Annotated in this window: 16 protein-coding genes; 6 read left to right on the top strand and 10 right to left on the bottom strand. The window is 59.1% G+C overall.

All coding sequences use genetic code 11. The features are described 5' to 3' along the window. Positions 1–45 precede the first annotated feature (45 nt). The 3 genes from AC1ENN_RS12110 (at position 46) to AC1ENN_RS12100 (ending at position 2,148) form a co-directional block, all read left to right on the top strand. On the top strand, positions 46–1,164 hold the full coding sequence (locus AC1ENN_RS12110; RefSeq protein ID WP_480406127.1) for an NAD(P)-dependent alcohol dehydrogenase: 1,119 nt from the start codon (positions 46–48) through the stop codon (positions 1,162–1,164). A 71-nt stretch (positions 1,165–1,235) separates the two neighbouring features. Further along, positions 1,236–1,778, top strand: a complete 543-nt coding sequence (locus AC1ENN_RS12105) for a 2-phosphosulfolactate phosphatase (protein WP_449647482.1) — start codon at positions 1,236–1,238, stop codon at positions 1,776–1,778. A gap of 67 nt (positions 1,779–1,845) precedes the next feature. After that, entirely contained in the window at positions 1,846–2,148 is a 303-nt protein-coding gene (locus tag AC1ENN_RS12100) for a DUF427 domain-containing protein (protein WP_480406126.1), read from the top strand. Positions 2,149–2,235: 87 nt separating this feature from the next. On the opposite strand, the gene AC1ENN_RS12095 is transcribed toward AC1ENN_RS12100, so the two are convergent. The 8 genes from AC1ENN_RS12095 to AC1ENN_RS12060 form a co-directional block, all read right to left on the bottom strand. Continuing rightward, on the bottom strand, positions 2,236–2,883 hold the full coding sequence (locus tag AC1ENN_RS12095; protein WP_449647480.1) for a CGNR zinc finger domain-containing protein: 648 nt from the start codon (positions 2,881–2,883) through the stop codon (positions 2,236–2,238). Further along, positions 2,884–3,357 (bottom strand): SprT-like domain-containing protein, encoded by a 474-nt coding sequence (locus tag AC1ENN_RS12090; protein WP_480406125.1) that lies wholly within the window; start codon positions 3,355–3,357, stop codon positions 2,884–2,886. A 23-nt stretch (positions 3,358–3,380) separates the two neighbouring features. Next, a complete protein-coding gene (locus AC1ENN_RS12085; RefSeq protein ID WP_480406124.1) occupies positions 3,381–4,073 on the bottom strand; it encodes a signal peptidase I in 693 nt (230 codons plus the stop codon). Further along, the gene (locus AC1ENN_RS12080) at positions 4,066–4,914 is read right to left on the bottom strand and encodes a hypothetical protein (protein ID WP_480406123.1); all 849 of its coding nucleotides are present in this window, start codon (positions 4,912–4,914) and stop codon (positions 4,066–4,068) included. The genes AC1ENN_RS12085 and AC1ENN_RS12080 overlap by 8 nt, the downstream gene beginning before the upstream one ends. After that, a complete protein-coding gene (locus tag AC1ENN_RS12075) occupies positions 4,905–5,858 on the bottom strand; it encodes a hypothetical protein (protein ID WP_480406122.1) in 954 nt (317 codons plus the stop codon). The genes AC1ENN_RS12080 and AC1ENN_RS12075 overlap by 10 nt, the downstream gene beginning before the upstream one ends. Beyond that, complete coding sequence (locus AC1ENN_RS12070; protein ID WP_480406121.1) at positions 5,855–6,436, bottom strand: TasA family protein; 582 nt, start codon at positions 6,434–6,436, stop codon at positions 5,855–5,857. The genes AC1ENN_RS12075 and AC1ENN_RS12070 overlap by 4 nt, the downstream gene beginning before the upstream one ends. A 94-nt stretch (positions 6,437–6,530) precedes the next feature. Next, positions 6,531–7,085, bottom strand: a complete 555-nt coding sequence (locus AC1ENN_RS12065) for an alternate-type signal peptide domain-containing protein (RefSeq protein ID WP_449647474.1) — start codon at positions 7,083–7,085, stop codon at positions 6,531–6,533. Between the two features lie 338 nt (positions 7,086–7,423). Then, entirely contained in the window at positions 7,424–8,290 is an 867-nt protein-coding gene (locus AC1ENN_RS12060; RefSeq protein ID WP_449647473.1) for a spermidine synthase, read from the bottom strand. Positions 8,291–8,368: 78 nt separating this feature from the next. Between AC1ENN_RS12060 and speB the strand changes: the two genes are divergently transcribed. From speB to AC1ENN_RS12045, 3 genes are all read left to right on the top strand, one after another. Then, positions 8,369–9,382: an agmatinase gene (gene speB, locus AC1ENN_RS12055; RefSeq protein ID WP_480406120.1), complete on the top strand. Its 1,014-nt coding sequence runs from the start codon at positions 8,369–8,371 to the stop codon at positions 9,380–9,382. A gap of 211 nt (positions 9,383–9,593) precedes the next feature. Further along, positions 9,594–13,118 carry a DNA-directed RNA polymerase subunit beta gene (gene rpoB, locus AC1ENN_RS12050; protein WP_449647471.1) on the top strand — a complete coding sequence of 1,175 codons (3,525 nt, stop codon included), beginning with the start codon at positions 9,594–9,596 and terminating at the stop codon, positions 13,116–13,118. 44 nt (positions 13,119–13,162) lie between these two features. After that, positions 13,163–17,044: a DNA-directed RNA polymerase subunit beta' gene (locus AC1ENN_RS12045; RefSeq protein WP_449647470.1), complete on the top strand. Its 3,882-nt coding sequence runs from the start codon at positions 13,163–13,165 to the stop codon at positions 17,042–17,044. A gap of 148 nt (positions 17,045–17,192) precedes the next feature. Here AC1ENN_RS12045 and AC1ENN_RS12040 read toward each other — a convergent pair whose 3' ends face one another. Together AC1ENN_RS12040 and AC1ENN_RS12035 are read right to left on the bottom strand one after the other, a co-directional pair. Further along, positions 17,193–18,233 carry a hypothetical protein gene (locus AC1ENN_RS12040; RefSeq protein ID WP_480406119.1) on the bottom strand — a complete coding sequence of 347 codons (1,041 nt, stop codon included), beginning with the start codon at positions 18,231–18,233 and terminating at the stop codon, positions 17,193–17,195. Then, positions 18,230–19,366: a sensor histidine kinase gene (locus AC1ENN_RS12035; RefSeq protein WP_449647468.1), complete on the bottom strand. Its 1,137-nt coding sequence runs from the start codon at positions 19,364–19,366 to the stop codon at positions 18,230–18,232. The genes AC1ENN_RS12040 and AC1ENN_RS12035 overlap by 4 nt, the downstream gene beginning before the upstream one ends. Between the last annotated feature and the right edge of the window lie 9 nt (positions 19,367–19,375).

Below are 19,375 nucleotides of genomic sequence, written 5' to 3'. Positions count from 1 at the left end.
GGGCCCTGAAAGTACACTGAACGCATCGATTCGGCAGGAGCCATGATGTCTATTTCTCAGCCCGCAAGCCCAGATTCGAATGATTCCTCGCACAACTCGGGCAACGCGCATCCGGTGCCAACGACCGCGCCGTCACCCGCGCCGTCAACCTCGTCGTCAACCGTTCCAGCGACCATGACTGCTGTTATGGCGCGGCAGTACGGCGGTACAGATGTTCTCTCGATCGAGACGATACCGACGCCCTCGGCGGCACCAGGCAAGTTTCTTGTGCGGGTGCTTGGGTCTTCTGCCAACGCCCTTGATTGGCGCATCCTCAGTGGCACGCCGCTGTTTGTGCGTTTGGTGATGGGGTTGCGCACCCCGAAGCGACAGACCCCGGGGGCGGATGTTGCGGGCGTTGTCGTTGCGGTCGGTGACGGTGTCGCAGATTTTGCGGTCGGCGATGCCGTTTTCGGTGAAGCTTCGGGTGGGGCTTTTGCAGAATTTGCCATTGGCACAGCCAAGAATTTCGTGAAACTGCCGAAGGGGGTCGACTTTGTGGCGGCGGGCGCGACTCCGGTGGCCGGGCTGACGGCACTGCAGGGCTTACGCACCCACGGGGCAGTGAAGCCTGGCGACCGCGTGCTCATCAATGGGGCAGCGGGCGGAGTGGGCACTTTCGCGGTCCAGATCGCGCGTTTACTCGGGGCGGCGGAGATTACCGCTGTGTGTAGCGGCCGCAACGCCGAGCAAGCGCAAGCGCTCGGAGCAACACGCGTCATCAATTACGAGACCGAAGATTACAGTGCTGACGACAGTCAGTATGACGTTGTCTTCGACATCATGGGCAACCGGAGTGCCGCCGAAGTGCGCAGCATTTTGGCGCCAGGTGCCCGCTTCGTTGGGGTCAGCGGTCCGATGAAAAATCGGTGGGTTGGCCCAGTATTCCATCTCATGCGCATGGGTTTTGCGTTTAAGCGAGCGGATGCCACTTTCCACCAGTTCACGGCCAGCCCAACGCCAGAGGATCTCACCTTCCTCGCGCAGTTCCTCGCTTCGGGGCAGATCACTCCCGCCATCGAGCGCGTCGTGGGCCTCGATGGCGTTGCTGCGGCCATCGACCAGATCGCCTCGGCCCACGGGGCGGGCAAGATCGCTGTAGTCCCGGGCAGCTCTGCCGCGTAGCAACGGTGTTTCTGGTGTCACATTCGGTAACCAAACATGCTTGCCGCCCGCTCTGGCTTTAACCTCGTTGAGTGAACGATCCCCGCACCCAACCCCAGTATCAGGTCCGTTTTGGCTTTGGCCGCCGTCAGGCGCTCGAGCTGAGTGCCGGCGCCGATGTTGTGGTGTGGGCGGATGCTCTTGCCGACGGCTCGACGCCCGTTCCCGAGCTGCCCGAATCGTTCTCGATTCTCCGCGCCGGAACCGGGGCAGCAACAGCTGTCGCCGACTGGGTCATTGCGCAACAAGAACTCAAAGGTGACCGGTTCACCGTCGCTGTCATCGCCGCTGGCGACGCCGATGGAGGCTTCACCGTCGACGACCTCCTGGCCGCCGGAGCGATCATCGATGCCCTCGCCGACGCTGGCATTGATTACATTTCTCCGGAAGCAGCATCCGCCGTCGCTGCCTTTACGACCTTGAAGCCTGCCCACAATCACCTCTTGTCGGCGAGCACCGCTGGCCAGCAGCTCATTCAGGATGCCGGACGCGAATTACTGGATGCCGCAATTGTCAGCAACGCTGCAGCCAGTTTTGCCATCATTCGGCACAGTGGGGAACTGGTTCGGGAATGACGCTTGTTCCTCGAGCGTTGGATTCACCAGACACTGAATCACCAACACCGACTCAATGGAGGACAGTATGAAGGCAGTAATTGGCGACACCGTCATCGCAGAAGCACCGAAGGAAGATCTCCTCAAGATTGAGGGCAACTGGTACTTTCCGCCGGCCAGTGTGAACCATGAACTGCTGGAAAAGAGCCCGACCCCATACCACTGTCCGTGGAAGGGTGACTGCCAGTACTTCACCGTTAGCGCCAACGGCCAGAAGTTCCAGGATCGCGCCTTCAGCTACCCCGATATTCTCCCGGGGGCTGCCGAGCGGGTTGGCAAGGACTTCTCCAACTACGTCACGTTCTGGAAAGAGGTTCAGTTCGTCGACTAATCGACAACTGACCGTATCCCGTTAGCGACCCTGCGTTCGATCGTGAACGTGAACCGTCGTTAGGCCGGAACCTCGCATTGTGCGCAGTTAGCGTGCCGCATTTCGGGCACGGTGGCTGCGCACTTTTGCGCGGTTGCCGCAGCGTTGCATCGAGCACCAGCGGCGGTTATTGGAACGCGATTCGTCGTAGAAGACGAGAGCGCAATCGTCGGCTGCGCATTCACGAATTCGTTCATGTTGTTCTTTACCGAACAGGAAGACGGCTTCGCGGGCCATTGTCGAGAGTGCTTGCCCGGTGCGAACAGTGGTTCGGCCAGCCTTCATTCCACCTCCCGCAAGTCGCGGCGGAACATCCGGTGTCGCGGCAAAGAGATTGATGACGTCGATCTGTTGAGGATCAGGAGTCTCGTTCACGCTTAACGCGGTAGCAATAGTTGCGATTGCGTGACGCAGTCCGGTGGCGTCGGTCAGGTCGCGCTCGCTGACGGTGCCATCCGAAGCGTCAAAACGTTCGTCAAGCCAGGTGGCAAGGTCACTGGGGGTGTGCAACTTTTCCCAGTCCGGGTTGTTGCCCATTGCGCCAGTGTAGGCAAAGTCGAGGGCTCGCGAGCCCGAGTCGAACCACCACTGTCGTGACGTGCTTGACGTGAACCATTGGCCAGTAGCGCCAGCGGGGGTGGAGGTGCCGGTGGTGCGTGTGCCGCCGGCGAGAGCAGAAGTATCGGGATGTTGCACCTAACCATTATCGCCGGTTACGGAGACGGTGCGGTGCACCCATTCGATGCGGTTGGCGCTAGAGAATTTGCGTGCGCAGAGACCACACGCGAGCACCCGCGTGGGTTGGCGGTACCGGTAATGCTGGTGGCCCGCGGGGCATGAACCTACCCATGGTGCGAACTCGTCGGCTATCGCTCCGCTGTGAAGTCGTTTTCCTTCGTAGCCGAGCTCCTTGGCTACAGCCTTCCAGCGGGCTCCGTGGCCGGCTTCCGACCCTGCCATGGCATGAGCAATCTCGTGAAGCAAGACCTGGTGGATCTCATCATCCTCATAGCGGGCGGCCAAGTATTTTGAGACCGAAATGCGCTTGTGGGTGTAGTTGCAGAGGCCGGCACGCGTTTTGGCGTTGTCAAACGTGAACTGCCACTCGTCAGTCAGATGAAGTCGGATGAGCGCGTCAGCCCACACGCGCACTCGGGAAAGATCGGCCACCTATTGAGGCTAATCGACGTGGGTCAGCCCAGCCGCACGCGATTGTCGACAGGTTCTACGGCATCCGCTGCAGTCACAGCTTCGATGGATGCTTCGCGCTCGGCTTCGCGTTCGGCACGAGCACGGCGGCGCTTGCGCTTGCGGATGCTAGAGATCGAGCCGCTCATGATCATGAATCCGGCGTAGATAAAGAGTGCAACCGCGATGAGGGGAACGAGCCACGTTTTGCCTTCGCCGTTCACAAAGTTACTCACGTTTCCGATCCACGGAACGCTGTACCAGAGCTTGCCCTGCACTTGGATGGGCAGCACTTGAAGTTCGTCGGCGACGTCATTGTTGTCGCCCTTGAGGGTGAAGGTGCGGCCTCCATCGCTTGAATTTGTGATGCCGGAGACGCGGTGAGTGATGACACCTGGCTTGCCAGACTCGATTTGGTAGGTGATGACATCGCCCATCTCAATGTCATTGGTGTCGATGGGTTTGACGACGATGAGTGTTCCCGGAGGAAGGCCCGGTTCCATCGAGCTCGTAAGCACGGTAAGCGGAAGGGCTCCGGCGAGATTCGGAATCACTATGACGAGTGCGCCAATCAGCAGCACGAGTCCGAAGAGGCCAGCACTGATGCCAACACCGAGGTAGTAGAGCAAGCTTTTTGGCTTCTCTTCTTCTGCCCGTTCTGTCTTACGAGCGTTGGCTCGCGCGGTGAGCTCAGGCATCTTCCGTGTCCTTTCGTGAGCGCCGACCGACGAACCATGAGATACCGGCACCGATCATTGCTGCCAGAACCAGAATGAGTACAAGGTACTCCTCGTAGAGCCGCCACGTATTGGGGTCGAGACTAAAAGTTGACGGCAGGGCGGGCAGTGCTCCGTCATCCGTTGCTCCGTCGGGTTGTGAGGCAGGTGTCGGGCTTGGGCTCGGAGCGGGCACGATGAGGGCGCCAGATAGCGTGCCTGCCGGTGCGCGGGGGTCTGATGCGCCAGGGCTCGTCGGGGTCAGCGGAACCGTTGTGCCTGTGCTGTCGCACTGAGTGAGGGGCAAGGCGCCCGGAGTTGTGTCTGAGAGGGCAAATCGCAGTGAGAGGGATGCCGTTGCGCCTTGACCGTCGGTGCCACTGAGGTTTCCCAAAGCCAGCGTTGCCGCAACCGGGACGATTTCGCCCGGCGCAAGAATGGTGCCTTCGTGAACGACCTGGCACGGATTTGCTGAACTGATCGCTTTAGCGGTGCCGGCAATCGCTGGAGTGCTCGTGGTCAGGTTCAGCGCGTTTCCGTAGTGCTGGTCGGAGAAGTTCACCTCGCGCATGGTGATGCGCAAGTAGCCGTCGACAGTGCCCGTGTTGCGAACGTAGATCGTCTCGGACTGACTATCGCCTGGGCTCAGCCGGGCAATGTTGTCAAAGACTGCGGCCGAGTAGGTGCGTGAAAAGTTGACGCCGTCATCGCTAACTTCAACCACCCCGGCACCACTGGCAGCACTTGCAGGTGTGGCACCAAGCATCGCGCTTAGTGCCACCAGAATCGCTAGTCCGGATGTCCGGCGGGTTGCTATCCGCATGAGAGCCCCGAGCCCTGTCCCCACCAGTTATATGAACGAGGTTCAACGGGGATATTGGCTGAGTCCGCGGACTCCGTTCCGTCTGATGCGACTGCTCGAACCGTGAGGTTTCCCGTTACACCGCTACCCTGCAGACCCATGGAGTTCGATGAGGTGTTCGCGAGGTAGCTGCCCTGCCAATAGACGTTGTAGCCGCCGTTGGGTGTCGTAAACCCGCTCGGGGTGCTCCACGAGATTGTAATCACGTTCTGGTCCCGCTCGTTGACACACTGGGTGTTGGTCGGCGCGTTAGGAACGGTAGTGATAAAGATGTCCTGCGCGAAGGTGCGGCTTGCTGCGGCGAGGGAGTCGGTCGCATTCCAGTTGGTTCCGGCGGTGGTGTTAACCGCAAATGTTGCGCTCGTCGACTTTCCGGCCTGGGTAGTCATGCTGCCGGTGAAGCTGGTGGAGGCGCACAAGAATGCTGATCCGGTAGAAGCCACCGTCATGTTCAAGGTTGTCAGCGATACTGTTCCGCCACTGAGCGTCGTTGAGACGACCGGGGTCGTTGCGGCGCAGGCGGCGCTAGTGCCAGCCCAGAACTTGACGGCGATCTGGTTGCCGGCAAGCGTGCCCGAACGGGTGATCGTGATGCTGCTCACCGACGCTTCAACCGAGCCGGTGTTGCGCACGGTTATTGGCTTGGTCACGGTTTGATTCGTTGAGGTGTAGGTAAAAGGGCCGAAGGCGGTAATCGTGGCGGCGCCTGAAGCAACTGCTGTCGTCACCGAGACCGCACCGGCCGTAGCTGTTGCATTTTTTGAGGACGAGGCTGTCCAGGCCGCAAAGCTCACGCCAGAGACCAGAGTGAGGAACACCGCAACGCCGGCAATCAACGACATGCGAGTTGAACGCTTCATGCCACGGCCTTCGGCGGATGCTGTGCCCGCTGTGTGGCGAATCATGGCTGAACTCCGGCGATCGTTGCCACGATTGCTGCACTTGCGGACTGTGCTGTCGCGGGTGCGTTCGCAGGAAGAGTCACCACGAGACACGCGCTCGTTGTCGCGCCAGCGGCGATCGTGCTGTTGAGAGTTCCGGAAGGAACGCCGGAGGCGGGGCAGACGCCGTTGGCCACCGTGATGGTGAAGGGGTTCGCGGTCGCAGCGGGAGTCATGGTAGCTGCGATTGTCGCAGAAAGTGTGAGGGGAACGTCACCGGTGTTGGTGATTGTGAAAGTTCCGGTAACTGACTTGCCAGGGGCAAGTGCAGTCCAGTTGAGGGTTTGTGAGCCGACGGTCAGGGCGGCGGTGCCTGCGCTGATGGTCGATCCGGGGGCTGCTGTTACTGAGGAGTTCAAGTAGGCGTAGGTGCCGCCGGTGCCGACGAGGCCCAAGGAGACGGTAATCGCAAGAATTGCTGCCGCTTTGATGACGCCGAATGTGCCAGCACCGAGTCGAGCGAGAGGCGAGGTGCGACGGCTCTGGTGGCGGCCGTCAACCACGTCAAGACGGCGCAATCCGCGAACTGGTGAAGAGTTCATGGTGCACCGCCTTTCAGGTGAAATCTAGATGAGAGTGAAGCAAGGAAAACTGCCGGGTGTGCATCCCTCAGGGCGCACACCCAGCCGGGTAAAACTAGTTCTGTGTGAGCGTGATGCTGAAGTTGCTGAGCGAAACAGCGCCGGTCTTCGAGCCATTCTCGGCACCAGCGGTTGTGCTCTTCGGGTACGTGATCGTGACGGTCACAACTACGGGCTGTGTACCAGCGGCCGGGCTGATGCTCGTCGCGGTCGCACCATTGACGGTGAAGGTTGCCGACTTGGTGAGCGCTGCTGCAAGGGCGGTGTCTGCAGCGGTTGCCGAGTTGACCGGTGCGATTGCGAGCGTGCCGAGGGCGATTCCTGCGGTGAGGTTGTCGCCGGTTGCGGTGACGTTGAAGGTCTTCGTGTAGGTGACGGTGTCGCCGGGAACGATCTTGAAGCCAGCAGGTGAGGCAACAGTTGCTGCGGAGCCGAGCTTCCAGCCGTCCGTCGCACCTGTTGCTGCGACGATGTCGAGCGTTCCTGCGGTGATGCTGCCCGGTGCGCTGACCGTTACTGCGGAGTTCCAGGTTGCGAGTGTTCCCGCGCCGCCGAGGAGCAATGCGATTCCTGCTGCGCCTGCGATGGAGCCTTTAACGAGCTTGTTCATGATTTCCTTTCGCGGCGCAGTAATGCTGGCCGGGAGTGATTGAGGTTCGGGTTATCGGGATTCAAGAAGCTGTGTGCTGGTTTCGGGTTCCTGCGCAAGCTTCGGGGCTCGCGTTCAACTTCTGAATTGAATCTACCTGTCCTCACTATAGAGGACAGTCCCCAGTAATGGGGGGCAATTCTAGTCCGCATGATGGGGGACTAGCCATTTCTATTTGGGGTACGAAATACCCCGGTTTTGCGCGAAAGTTGCCGGAAATAGGCAATTGGGGGGACAGGTTTGTACCCCGAAAGTCTTAAATAAACTGGGGTACAAGATCCTTAGAGGGGTGGAACGGTCTACCTACGGCCGGGCTTGACCTGAAAAATACTTTTTGCCGGAGGGGGTGATTTGACCGCAGTTTGGTCGGTTACGACCGGAGAACTGCCAATAAAGTCGAGCAGCTCAACCCCCGCAATCACCTTTGAGGGGTGCGGTCCGCCGGCCAAGAGCCGCGGCATCCAATTCAGGGGGAGTGCAGAAGGTGAACCCATGAGCACGATATTGCCGAAACGTCGGCCTTTGAGAATTTGAGTCTCAGCGAGCGCAGCCACATGACCAACGGTGTGCTTGAGGGTCGCCGCCTGGCTTCGCGCAAACGCAAGCCCTGGGCCGTCGGCGACATTCACAACGATCACTCCCTCGGGTGCAAGCAAAGTCGTGGCTTCTGTGTAGAACTCGAGACTGGTGACATGGGCCGGGGTGCGGGCGCCACTAAAGATATCGACCACGAGCAGGTCGACGGCACCGCGCAAGCCAGGCGGGAACTTCGCGAGCACTTCACGCGCATCACCATGGCGCACACGGATGGATGCCTGCTTTGACCAGGGAAGTTCCGTGCGCACAAAGTCGACGAGATCCGATTCCAACTCAACGACCTGTTGGCGTGAGCCGGGGCGGGTGGCCTCAACATAGCGGGGGAGCGTCAATGCGCCGCCGCCGAGGTGCACCGCGGTGATGGGGGCCCCTGATTCGGTGAGTTGGTCAATGACGTGCCCCATGCGCTGCACGTATTCAAAGAACAGCTGGGTGGGGTCGTCCATGTTCACGTGTGACTGCGGGGTGCCATCAACGGTAAGTGTGTAGGAGCCGTCAATCCACCGGTCGGGGGCAATCTCGGCAAGGTGGCCGCTGAGTTTCAAGGTGATTGTCGGATGCTCGGCCATGTCATTGACTTTGCCACAGTCTTGTTGTCGTCGGTGCCGCCTCTTCGTGAGGCTCGGCGGTGAACGCTACGGTGAAGCATGGCCGATAAGAACCGTGAGCTTCCTCCTCACCTGCAAGCACAGCTGAACGCCCAGTCCTATGTTGGCCCCGCAACTTTTGGCATGCGGCCGATGCTGAGCGAGCCTGAAGAGCTCGATGCGTGGATGCCCGATGTCGCCGTGGTGGGTGCACCGTGGGATGACAGCACCACTAACCGCCCTGGTGCACGCTTCGGGCCACGGGCGTTGCGGGCTAGCGCCTATTACCCCGGCACCTATCATCTCGATCTCGGTGTTGAGATCTTCGACCATCTCGATGTTGTCGACTATGGGGATGCCATTACGAGTCACGGTATGTGGGAGCTATCGAAGGCGGCCATCCACGAGCGCGTCTCGCAAGTGGCGAGTCGAGGCATCGTGCCGTTCATCATCGGCGGGGATCACTCGATCACCTGGCCGGCGGCTACTGCGGTCGCCGAGCATCACGGTTTCGGCAATGTCGTGATGATCCATTTCGACGCGCACGCCGACACCGCAAACATTCTTGAGGGCAACCTCGCCAGCCACGGAACCCCCATGCGCCGACTCATTGAGTCTGGCGCGATTCCGGGCCCCAACTTTTTGCAGGTCGGGCTGCGTGGCTATTGGCCTGGCGAAGAAGATCAGAAGTGGATGCGCGACAACGGCCTCAAGCACTTCATGATGCAAGAGTTTTGGGAGCGCGGCGTCAAGGCCGTCATTCCCGACATCATTGCTGCGGCGAAGGCTCGGGCATCCAAGGTTTATATTTCGATCGACATCGATGTACTCGACCCTGGTTTCGCGCCGGCAACAGGAACGCCAGAGCCCGGTGGCTTCGCTCCCATTGATCTACTGCGTATCATCCGCCAAATTGTGCTCGAAATGGATGTCGTTGGTTTCGATGTCATGGAGGTCGCCCCGGCCTATGACCACGCCGATATCACGGTGAATAATGCCCACCGTTTGATCTGGGAAGCATTCGGAGCGCTGGCCGCCAAGAATCGTAATTCGGGACTCACAGCAAACCCCTAGCCGAAATCGTGAATTTGGTCAAGAATCGGGTGGACACGGCGCGGCAAACCGGCTTATAGTAGATCCTTGCGCTCCCAGACAAATTAAGCAGTCATATTGCGGACAGCTGGGTGCCCCGAGTATAGCGGCGGGGTGTTTCTGGTGAGCATTTCATTACCGACCGTCAATTATCTTGACAGACGAACCCGACGGGGTTCACGGAGGTTGTTCCTTGGCTGCTGCGCGCGATGCGTCCACCAATAAGTCCCCGAAAAACGGCCGCTCAGCTTCGCGGCTTTCTTTCGCAAAAATCACTGACACGCTAACGGTTCCCGATCTGCTCGCGTTGCAGACCGAGAGCTTTGATTGGCTGGTCGGAAACGACATCTGGAAGAACCGTGTAACTGACGGTGTTGCCGCTGGTCGTACCGATCTGCCAACTCGTAGTGGTCTCGATGAAATCTTTGAAGAGATTTCACCGATCGAAGACCTCGGCGAGACGATGCAGTTGTCGTTTACGGAGCCTGAGCTCGAAGAGCCCAAGTACTCCATCGATGAGTGCAAGGAGCGCGGCAAGACTTTTGCTGCTCCCCTGTATGTCAACGCCGAGTTCATGAACCACCTCACCGGTGAGATCAAGACTCAGACCGTGTTCATGGGCGACTTCCCGCTCATGACCGCTCGCGGTACCTTCATCATCAACGGAACCGAGCGCGTCGTAGTTTCGCAGCTCGTCCGTTCGCCTGGTGTGTACTTCGACCGCCAGCCCGAGAAGCTGTCCGACAAGGACATCTACTCGGCTCGCATCATCCCGAGCCGTGGTGCTTGGCTTGAATTCGAGATCGACAAGCGCGACCAGGTCGGCGTTCGCATCGACCGCAAGCGCAAGCAGTCGGTCACGGTCTTCCTGAAGGCCCTCGGCCTCTCGAGCGAAGAAATCCTTGAAGAATTCAAGGGCTTCCCGTCGATCGAAGCCACCTTGGAGAAAGACAACATCCTCACCAAGGAAGAAGCGCTCAAGGACATCTACCGCAAGCTTCGCCCAGGCGAGCAGGTTGCTGCTGAAGCCGCACGCGCGCTTCTTGACAACTTCTACTTCAACTCCAAGCGCTACGACCTCGCGAAGGTTGGTCGTTACAAGATCAACCGCAAGCTCGGTCTCGACACTGACATTAAAGAGTCGGTGCTCACCGTTGAAGACATCATCGCGACCATCAAGTACATGGTTTCGCTTCACGACAACTCGGCACCCAGTGTCTCGGTTAGTGACAGCGGAGTAGCCAGTGTCAAGGGCGTCCGCGATGGCAAGAAGGTCAACGTTCGTCTCGACATTGACGACATCGACCACTTCGGCAACCGTCGCATCCGCGCTGTTGGTGAGCTCATCCAGAACCAGGTTCGTACCGGCCTCAGCCGTATGGAGCGTGTTGTTCGCGAGCGCATGACAACGCAGGACATCGAAGCGATCACCCCGCAAACCCTGATCAACGTGCGCCCCGTCGTCGCTGCGATCAAGGAGTTCTTCGGTACTTCGCAGCTCTCGCAGTTCATGGACCAAAACAACCCGCTCGCGGGCCTGACCCACAAGCGTCGCCTTTCGGCGCTGGGCCCGGGTGGTTTGAGCCGTGAACGCGCTGGTGTTGAAGTTCGAGACGTTCACCCCTCTCACTACGGCCGTATGTGCCCGATTGAGACTCCTGAAGGCCCCAACATTGGTCTGATTGGTTCGCTCGCATCGTTCGCACGTATTAACGCCTTCGGTTTCATCGAGACCCCGTACCGTCGCCTCATTGACGGTGTTGTTTCGACCACGATCGATTACCTCACTGCCAGCGATGAAGATGACTACATTGTCGCGCAGGCAAACGCACCGCTCACGAAGGACATGAGGTTCGCTGAGCCTCGCGTGCTTGCGCGTAAGAAGGGTGGCGAGGTTGACCTCGTTCCCGTTGAAGACATTGCCTACATGGATGTCTCGCCGCGCCAGATGGTGTCGGTAGCGACCTCGATCATCCCCTTCCTCGAGCACGACGATGCAAACCGCGCACTCATGGGTGCCAACATGCAGCGTCAGGCTGTCCCGCTGCTGCGCAGCGAGAGCCCGCTTGTCGGAACCGGTATGGAAGCCTTCGCCGCAATTGACTCCGGTGACGTTGTCACTGCCCTCAAGCCCGGTGTTGTCTCTGAGGTATCTGCAGACATCGTTGTTGTTCAGCTTGATGAGGGTGGAACGCAGGATTACTTCCTGCGCAAGTTCAACCGCTCTAACCAGGGCACGAGCTACAACCACCGCGTTATCGTCAGTGCTGGAGAGCGCGTCGAAGTCGGTCAGGTCATCGCTGATGGTCCCGCAACCGAAAACGGCGAGCTTGCCCTCGGAAAGAACCTCCTCGTGGCATTCATGCCGTGGGAGGGTCACAACTTCGAGGACGCCATCATCTTGAGCCAGAACTTGGTCAAGGATGACGTACTGTCGTCGATCCACATCGAAGAATACGAAGTGGATGCTCGCGACACCAAGCTCGGTAAAGAAGAGATCACGCGCGATCTGCCGAACGTCAGCCCAGAACTCTTGGCTGACCTCGACGAGCGTGGAATCATCCGTATCGGTGCTGAGGTTCGCCCAGGCGACATCCTCGTCGGCAAGGTCACACCAAAGGGTGAGACTGAGCTTTCGGCTGAAGAGCGACTGCTCCGTGCCATCTTCAACGAGAAGAGCCGCGAAGTTCGCGACACCTCGCTGAAGGTTCCCCACGGTGAGCAGGGAACGATCATCGCTGTCAAGGAATTCTCCGCAGACAACGATGACGAGCTTGGCTCTGGCGTCAACCAGCGTGTTGTTGTGTACATCGCCCAGAAGCGCAAGATCACCGAAGGTGACAAGCTCGCTGGTCGTCACGGCAACAAGGGTGTTATCTCCAAGATTCTGCCTGTCGAAGACATGCCGTTCTTGGCTGATGGAACCCCGGTTGACATCATCCTGAACCCGCTTGGTATCCCCGGCCGAATGAACTTCGGTCAGGTACTCGAAACTCACCTCGGTTGGGTTGCGAAGCAGGGTTGGGAAGTTGAAGGCAACCCGGAGTGGGCTAAGAACCTGCCAGCGGAGGCCTACAAGGCTGAGCCAGGCACCAAGGTTGCTACCCCCGTATTCGACGGTGCTTACGAAGAGGAAATCGCGGGTCTTCTTGACTCAACGACTCCTACTCGTGACGGCGTTCGTCTCATCGACTCTTCGGGTAAGACCCCGTTGTTCGATGGTCGTTCTGGCGAGCCGTTCCCGGCTCCCGTTTCGGTCGGTTACATGTACATCCTCAAGCTGCACCACCTCGTTGACGACAAGATCCACGCTCGTTCAACCGGTCCGTACTCCATGATTACTCAGCAGCCACTCGGTGGTAAGGCTCAGTTCGGTGGACAGCGCTTCGGTGAGATGGAAGTGTGGGCGCTCGAGGCTTACGGTGCCGCCTACGCGTTGCAGGAGCTTCTGACGATCAAGTCGGACGACATCCTCGGTCGCGTCAAGGTGTACGAAGCCATCGTTAAGGGCGAGAACATTCAGGAGCCCGGTATCCCCGAGAGCTTCAAGGTTCTTATCAAGGAAATGCAGTCGCTGTGCCTCAACGTCGAAGTTCTTTCGGCCGACGGCTCAACGGTCAACCTTCGCGACACGGATGACGAAGCCTTCCGCGCCGCCGAAGAGTTGGGCATCAATATTTCAGCCCGGTTCGAGTCCTCGTCTGTTGACGAGATTTAACCAGACCGAAACCGACTGCAGAACTTTCGAAGAGAGAAGATAAATTGCTCGACGTTCACGCGTTTGATGAAATCAAAATCGGTCTCGCTACCGCCGACGACATTCGTCGCTGGTCGCATGGTGAGGTTAAAAAGCCAGAGACCATTAACTACCGCACACTTAAGCCGGAGAAGGATGGTCTGTTCGGCGAACAGATCTTCGGTCCTTCCCGTGACTGGGAGTGCTCCTGTGGCAAGTACAAGCGTGTCCGCTTTAAGGGCATCGTTTGTGAGCGCTGTGGTGTTGAAGTAACCAAGTCGGCTGTGCGCCGCGAGCGCATGGGTCACATTGAGCTTGCTGCTCCGGTTACTCACATCTGGTACTTCAAGGGTGTTCCGAGCCGTCTCGGTTACCTGCTTGACATGGCACCGAAGGACCTCGAAAAGGTCATCTACTTCGCTGCCTACATGATCATTTCGGTCGACGAAGAGGGCCGTCACGCTGACATGCCTGCGCTTGAGAACGAGATCCGTCTCGAAATCAAGACGCTTGAAGGTCAGCGCGATTCCCGCATTGCCGAGCGCTTGACCAAGTTCGAGGAAGACCTCGCCGCCCTAGAAGAAGAGGGTGCCAAGGCCGACCAGAAGCGTCGCGTCAAGGATGCAGCTGAGAAAGAGATGTCTCAGTTGCGCAAGTCGATCGACGAGCAGATCTCACAGCTCGAGCGTGTCTGGGATGACTTCCGCAGCCTCAAGATTGGTGACCTCAAGCCTGAGGATTCCGTCTTCCAGGAACTGCAGGATCGTTTCGGAAGCTACTTCGAGGCATTCATGGGAGCCGAGGCAATCAAGAAGCGCCTTCAGGCATTCGACCTTGCACTCGAGAGCGTTGAACTGCACGACCAGATCGCTAACGGCAAGGGTCAGAAGAAGATCCGCGCCATCAAGCGCCTGCGTGTAGTCAACTCGTTCCTGCAGACCGGCAACTCGCCGGCCGCAATGGTGCTCGACGTTGTTCCGGTTATTCCTCCGGAGCTTCGCCCGATGGTCCAGTTGGATGGTGGCCGCTTCGCGACCTCTGACCTCAACGACCTCTACCGTCGTGTGATCAACCGCAACAACCGTCTGCGTCGCCTCCTTGACCTCGGTGCTCCCGAGATCATCGTCAACAACGAGAAGCGCATGCTTCAGGAAGCCGTTGACGCACTGTTCGACAACGGTCGTCGTGGCCGCCCCGTCACCGGTACTGGTAACCGTGCCCTCAAGTCCTTGAGCGACATGCTCAAGGGTAAGCAGGGTCGTTTCCGCCAGAACCTGCTCGGAAAGCGCGTTGACTACTCCGGTCGTTCGGTGATTATTGTTGGACCGCAGCTCAAGCTGCACCAGTGTGGTCTCCCGAAGCAGATGGCTCTCGAGCTGTTCAAGCCGTTTGTTATCAAGCGCCTTATCGACTTGAGCCACGCGCAGAACATCAAGAGCGCTAAGCGCATGGTTGAGCGTGCACGTCCGCAGGTCTGGGACGTACTCGAAGAGATCATCCGCGAGCGTCCAGTTCTGCTGAACCGTGCACCAACCCTGCACCGTTTGGGCATCCAGGCATTCGAACCTCAGCTCGTTGAAGGTAAAGCTATCCAGCTTCACCCCCTCGTCTGTGCTGCATTCAACGCTGACTTCGACGGTGACCAGATGGCTGTTCACCTCCCGCTGTCGGTGGAAGCGCAAGCTGAAGCTCGCATCCTCATGCTCGCAAGCAACAACATCCTCAAGCCGTCTGACGGTCGCCCGGTGACCCTGCCAACACAGGACATGATCATCGGACTGCACCACCTGACCACGCTCAAGGAAGGCGTTGCTGGGGAAGGCCGTGCGTTCTCGTCGGTTGCTGAAGCGATCTTCGCGTTCGATCAGCACTCGCTTGATCTCAACGCCAAGGTGCGTCTGCGTCTCGACAACGTGTACCTCTCTGAAGAAGATGCCCCTGAGGGCTTCGTACAGGGTCAGTCCAAGCTCATGGAGACGACCCTCGGTCGTGCCCTCTTCAACGAGGCGCTTCCGAAGGACTACCCGTACATTGAGGCACTCGCTGACAAGGGCCAGATTTCGGCCATCGTCAACGACCTCGCTGAGCGGTACGTGAAGGTAGATGTAGCTGCGGCTCTAGACGCGATCAAGGATGCTGGTTTCCACTGGGCTACTCGTTCCGGTGTAACCGTTGCGCTGTCTGACATCGTGACCCCGCCGAACAAGCCCGAGATCATCGGTCGCTACGAGAAGTTGGCTTCCAAGGTTCAGGGCCAGTTCGAGAAGGGACTCACGACCGACGCTGAGCGTCGTCAGGAGCTCATCGAGATCTGGAACAAGGCAACCGCAGAAGTGGCAACTGCCATGCAGTCAAACTTCCGCACTGACAACAACATCAACCGCATGGTGTCGTCTGGTGCTCGTGGTAACTGGATGCAGGTTCGTCAGATCGCCGGTATGCGTGGACTGGTATCGAACCCGAAGGGTGAGATCATTCCTCGCCCGATCGTTCACTCCTACAAGGAAGGCCTGACCGTAGCCGAGTACTTCATCTCGACTCACGGTGCCCGTAAGGGACTGGCTGACACCGCACTGCGCACCGCAGACTCGGGATACCTCACGCGTCGACTCGTTGACGTGTCGCAGGATGTCATCATTCGTGAAAACGACTGTGGCACCGGCAAGGGACTCGACATGCCGATCGCAGCTCAGAACGCTGATGGCAAGTGGATCCTCGACGACAACGTTGAGAACTCGGTCTACGCACGCAGCCTCGCTGCTGACGCCACCAACGACAAGGGCGTAGTTGTAGCCTCGGCTGGCGCCGACGTCGGAGACGTTCTGCTCGAGAAGCTGGTTGCTGCTGGAGTTCACAGCATCAAGGTTCGCTCGGTGCTCACGTGTGAGTCCGCTGTTGGTGTGTGTGCAGTCTGCTACGGCCGCTCGCTCGCAACTGGTCTCCTCGTTGACATCGGTGAGGCTGTCGGAATTATCGCCGCACAGTCGATCGGTGAGCCCGGTACCCAGCTGACCATGCGTACCTTCCACACCGGTGGTGTTGCTTCGGCAGACGACATTACGCAGGGTCTTCCCCGCGTTACGGAACTCTTCGAAGCTCGTACCCCTAAGGGTGCAAGCCCCATCGCAGAAGCCGCTGGTCGCGTCACGATTGAAGACACCGACCGCAGTCGCAAGCTGATCCTCACGCCAGACAATGGCGACGAGCCCATCGCTTACCCGATCCTGCGTCGCGCAACCCTCCTCATCGAGGATGGCGAGCACGTAGAACTCGGCAAGCAGCTGCACGTCGGAAACGTTGACCCGAAGGAAGTTCTTCGAGTCCGCGGTGTCCGTGCCGTTCAGCAGCACCTTGTTGATGGTGTTCAGGGCGTTTACCGTTCGCAGGGTGTACCGATTCACGACAAGCACATTGAGGTCATCGTTCGTCAGATGCTCCGCAAGGTGACTGTTGTTGACCACGGTGACACCGGTCTGCTTCCTGGTGAGCTTGTTGATCGTTCGAAGTACAACGACCTCAACCGGTCGGTACTCACCGAGGGCAAGGCAACGGCATCCGCGCGTCAGGAGATCTTGGGTATCACCAAGGCTTCACTGGCAACCGAGTCGTGGCTGTCGGCCGCGTCGTTCCAGGAGACCACCCGCGTTCTTACGCAGGCGGCCATGGAAGGCAAGTCTGACCCGCTCATGGGACTCAAGGAGAACGTCATCATCGGTAAGCTCATCCCGGCTGGTACGGGATTGCCGCGCTACCGCGATGTATCGGTCGAGGCAACGGAAGAGGCGAAAGCCGAACGTTACCCCAACCGCATCTTCGCTGATGACGCAAGCCTCAGCGAGAGCGACTTGAGCTTCGTCGACTTCGACAGCTTCAGCTCAAATGACTCAACACCGGGAACCTACAACTAAGTAGTCTCGGAGTCACCTGCGGGTGATACCACCGAAGGGCCCCTCGTCATCGCGACGAGGGGCCCTTCGTCGTTTTCGGTGTTGTAGCGGTTTCGCGCTTCCCGCTCTTGGCTACCCGCTACCGCTACCGCTATCGCTACCGCTACCGCTACCAGTTGCGGGTTACTGGCTCTGAGGCGTCGGTATCTGCGAGAGCGCTTGGCAGTTCGGCTCTGGAATACTCATGGCCGTCAGCCACGAGAGTTGCGAGAAGTTGCCGGCCGGCGGGAAGCAGGCGAATGGTGACTGTGCCGTCGCTCGCATTGTCGAGCATCCGAACCGACGCATCGATGACGCGCGATAGTGCCCCGGCGGGGAGTGCCAGAGGGTAACGATCGTCGAGCAGTAGCACGACAACACCACGTCGTCGAGCGCGTTGAACGGCCGCAACGATTTCCGGTAAGTCCAGCTGGCGGGCACGCAGGCTGTCACGGAGTCGTGCTTCTGCGACGAGGAGTTCCTGCCGGTCGTCATCGCTCAGCGGGGAACCATCAGCGATGCGTTGCAAGTGAGGACCAACCGCCGCATCGAGCGCTGCGAGACGACGTGAACGTTCTGCGGTTCGGGCGAGGGCCGCAGCCTCGGCCGCTACCCGAGCGGTGTCGGCGTCGTGCACGTTTTCTAGCCTCTTACTGGTTCTCTTCATGCCGTAGGCAAAGAGGGAGCCGACCAGAACGATCGGCGCTTGGCGGGCTACCAAGAGAATTGATTCAAGCAAACGATCATCGGTGGTCAGGCCCCAGATGATAGCGGCCGCTCCAATAGCGGCGAAACCGGCCCACGCGAGCAAATCACGACCGCGAAGACTGAGATAGAACATGACGAGCGCCCCCGCACCGACATACCACTGCGAGAAACCGCCGTTGATCGCATTCCACGACGAGAGCACCGTGGTGAAGACGCTGGCCGAGATAACGAACACGCACACTCGAACACTGACTCGTTCGCTCGTGTCTTGAGTGAGTGCGAACCAGATCGCGCCGAAGACGACCACGGAAAGATAGACGATTGTGGGGGAGTGCACATCGTCGAGAGAGAGCACGGCGAGCGTCGACATTGTGGCGTAGTAGATCCAAATCAGCAGATGGGCTCCACGACCGGTCAGTTCGGGTAGTTCTAGCCGTTGCGGAACGCCCACATAGGGCTTCATCCGTGCCACCCGACGCTCACTCGAGTACCTTCGCCCGGCTGCGACCACACTGTTGCACTTGCACCAGGTAGCGCATTGACTCTGCCCAAGATGCTCACCATAATGCCGAGGCGATTCTTCGGCACCTGGGTAGCATCAAATCCACGCCCGTCATCGGTGATCGAGACGTCAACGCGGTCATCGCTCAGCTGAAGCGCGACGGTGCGAGTGACGAGTGCCGAGCCAAGTGCAGCATGCACGACACTATTGCGCAGTGCCTCGACTGTCGCTTCAATGAGCGCGCTGGCAATTGACGACGGGATCGGGGGATGTCGCACGCCGGTCACGGTAAATTCTGCGGCATCCGTCGTCTCTGCGATGGAGGTTGCCAGCCCCTGCACGAGGTGGTCAGAGTGGATGAGTTCGGGAACGTTGGCTGTGGCCTCGTGAAGCTCGCTCAGTCGTTCGATCGTGCGCGCGGCCTGTGTCCGCGTCGACTCCGAATCGCTTCTCCCGGCGCCTGCCGCAGCGAAGATGGTGGCAATTACTTCGTCATGAACGAGCGCATCGAGATGAGCTTGTTCTTCGGCGCGTGCGGTCAACGCTGCGGCACGCATTGATGATGCCCGCGCCGCAGCGGTTGCCACGTCCACGTCTCGGCCGGCGCGAATCGCGACAGTGGCTACCGCGGTGAACACCGCGCACACCGTAATGGTGAAGAACGCGAACTGAAAGGCGAGAGAAACGTCGGCACCACCGTCAGCGATGATTCGAATGGGGGCAATGACGAGCGAGCTTGCAATGAGAAAGGTCCACGTGATCGTCGGGCGCCAAGCGATTGCAGCGGGAACAGTCGCGAGAGCAGTCATGCCTACGGTCCAGGGTGCCATCTCGGCGGGCATGGGGCCGTTGATGAAGGCGGGGATCCAGCTCAGCACAACGGCGGTAAAGAGAAGCGCATAAGTGCCGTGCATCGCACGGAGAACGCGGAGTGAACTCCATGGTGACGCTGCCGCCATCAACACCGGCAACCCAAAAACTGTCATCGCGGCCACGGTCTGCCAGTGCTCAACGACGAACGGTTTCTGATCCGTGAGCGAACCAACCGTCAATGCGAGAAAAAGCATCGTGGTTGCGGCCAGTACCGCGCTCATAACGCGAAC

The sequence above is a fragment of the Rhodoglobus sp. G.S.23 genome (genome assembly GCF_056675935.1).
Note: the sequence above shows the minus strand (reverse complement) of the source record. Positions and strands in the feature narration are given on the sequence as shown.

Bases quoted from the DNA above. Each gene is read 5' to 3' on its own strand.
- AC1ENN_RS12040 (WP_480406119.1), bottom strand. From the start codon at position 18,233: ATGAAGCCCTATGTGGGCGTTCCGCAACGGCTAGAACTACCCGAACTG.
- AC1ENN_RS12070 (WP_480406121.1), bottom strand. From the start codon at position 6,436: ATGAACTCTTCACCAGTTCGCGGATTGCGCCGTCTTGACGTGGTTGAC.
- AC1ENN_RS12085 (WP_480406124.1), bottom strand. From the start codon at position 4,073: ATGCCTGAGCTCACCGCGCGAGCCAACGCTCGTAAGACAGAACGGGCA.
- AC1ENN_RS12075 (WP_480406122.1), bottom strand. From the start codon at position 5,858: ATGATTCGCCACACAGCGGGCACAGCATCCGCCGAAGGCCGTGGCATG.
- AC1ENN_RS12110 (WP_480406127.1), top strand. From the start codon at position 46: ATGTCTATTTCTCAGCCCGCAAGCCCAGATTCGAATGATTCCTCGCAC.
- AC1ENN_RS12035 (WP_449647468.1), bottom strand. From the start codon at position 19,366: ATGAGCGCGGTACTGGCCGCAACCACGATGCTTTTTCTCGCATTGACG.
- AC1ENN_RS12065 (WP_449647474.1), bottom strand. From the start codon at position 7,085: ATGAACAAGCTCGTTAAAGGCTCCATCGCAGGCGCAGCAGGAATCGCA.
- AC1ENN_RS12080 (WP_480406123.1), bottom strand. From the start codon at position 4,914: ATGCGGATAGCAACCCGCCGGACATCCGGACTAGCGATTCTGGTGGCA.
- AC1ENN_RS12060 (WP_449647473.1), bottom strand. From the start codon at position 8,290: ATGGCCGAGCATCCGACAATCACCTTGAAACTCAGCGGCCACCTTGCC.
- speB (WP_480406120.1), top strand. From the start codon at position 8,369: ATGGCCGATAAGAACCGTGAGCTTCCTCCTCACCTGCAAGCACAGCTG.
- AC1ENN_RS12100 (WP_480406126.1), top strand. From the start codon at position 1,846: ATGAAGGCAGTAATTGGCGACACCGTCATCGCAGAAGCACCGAAGGAA.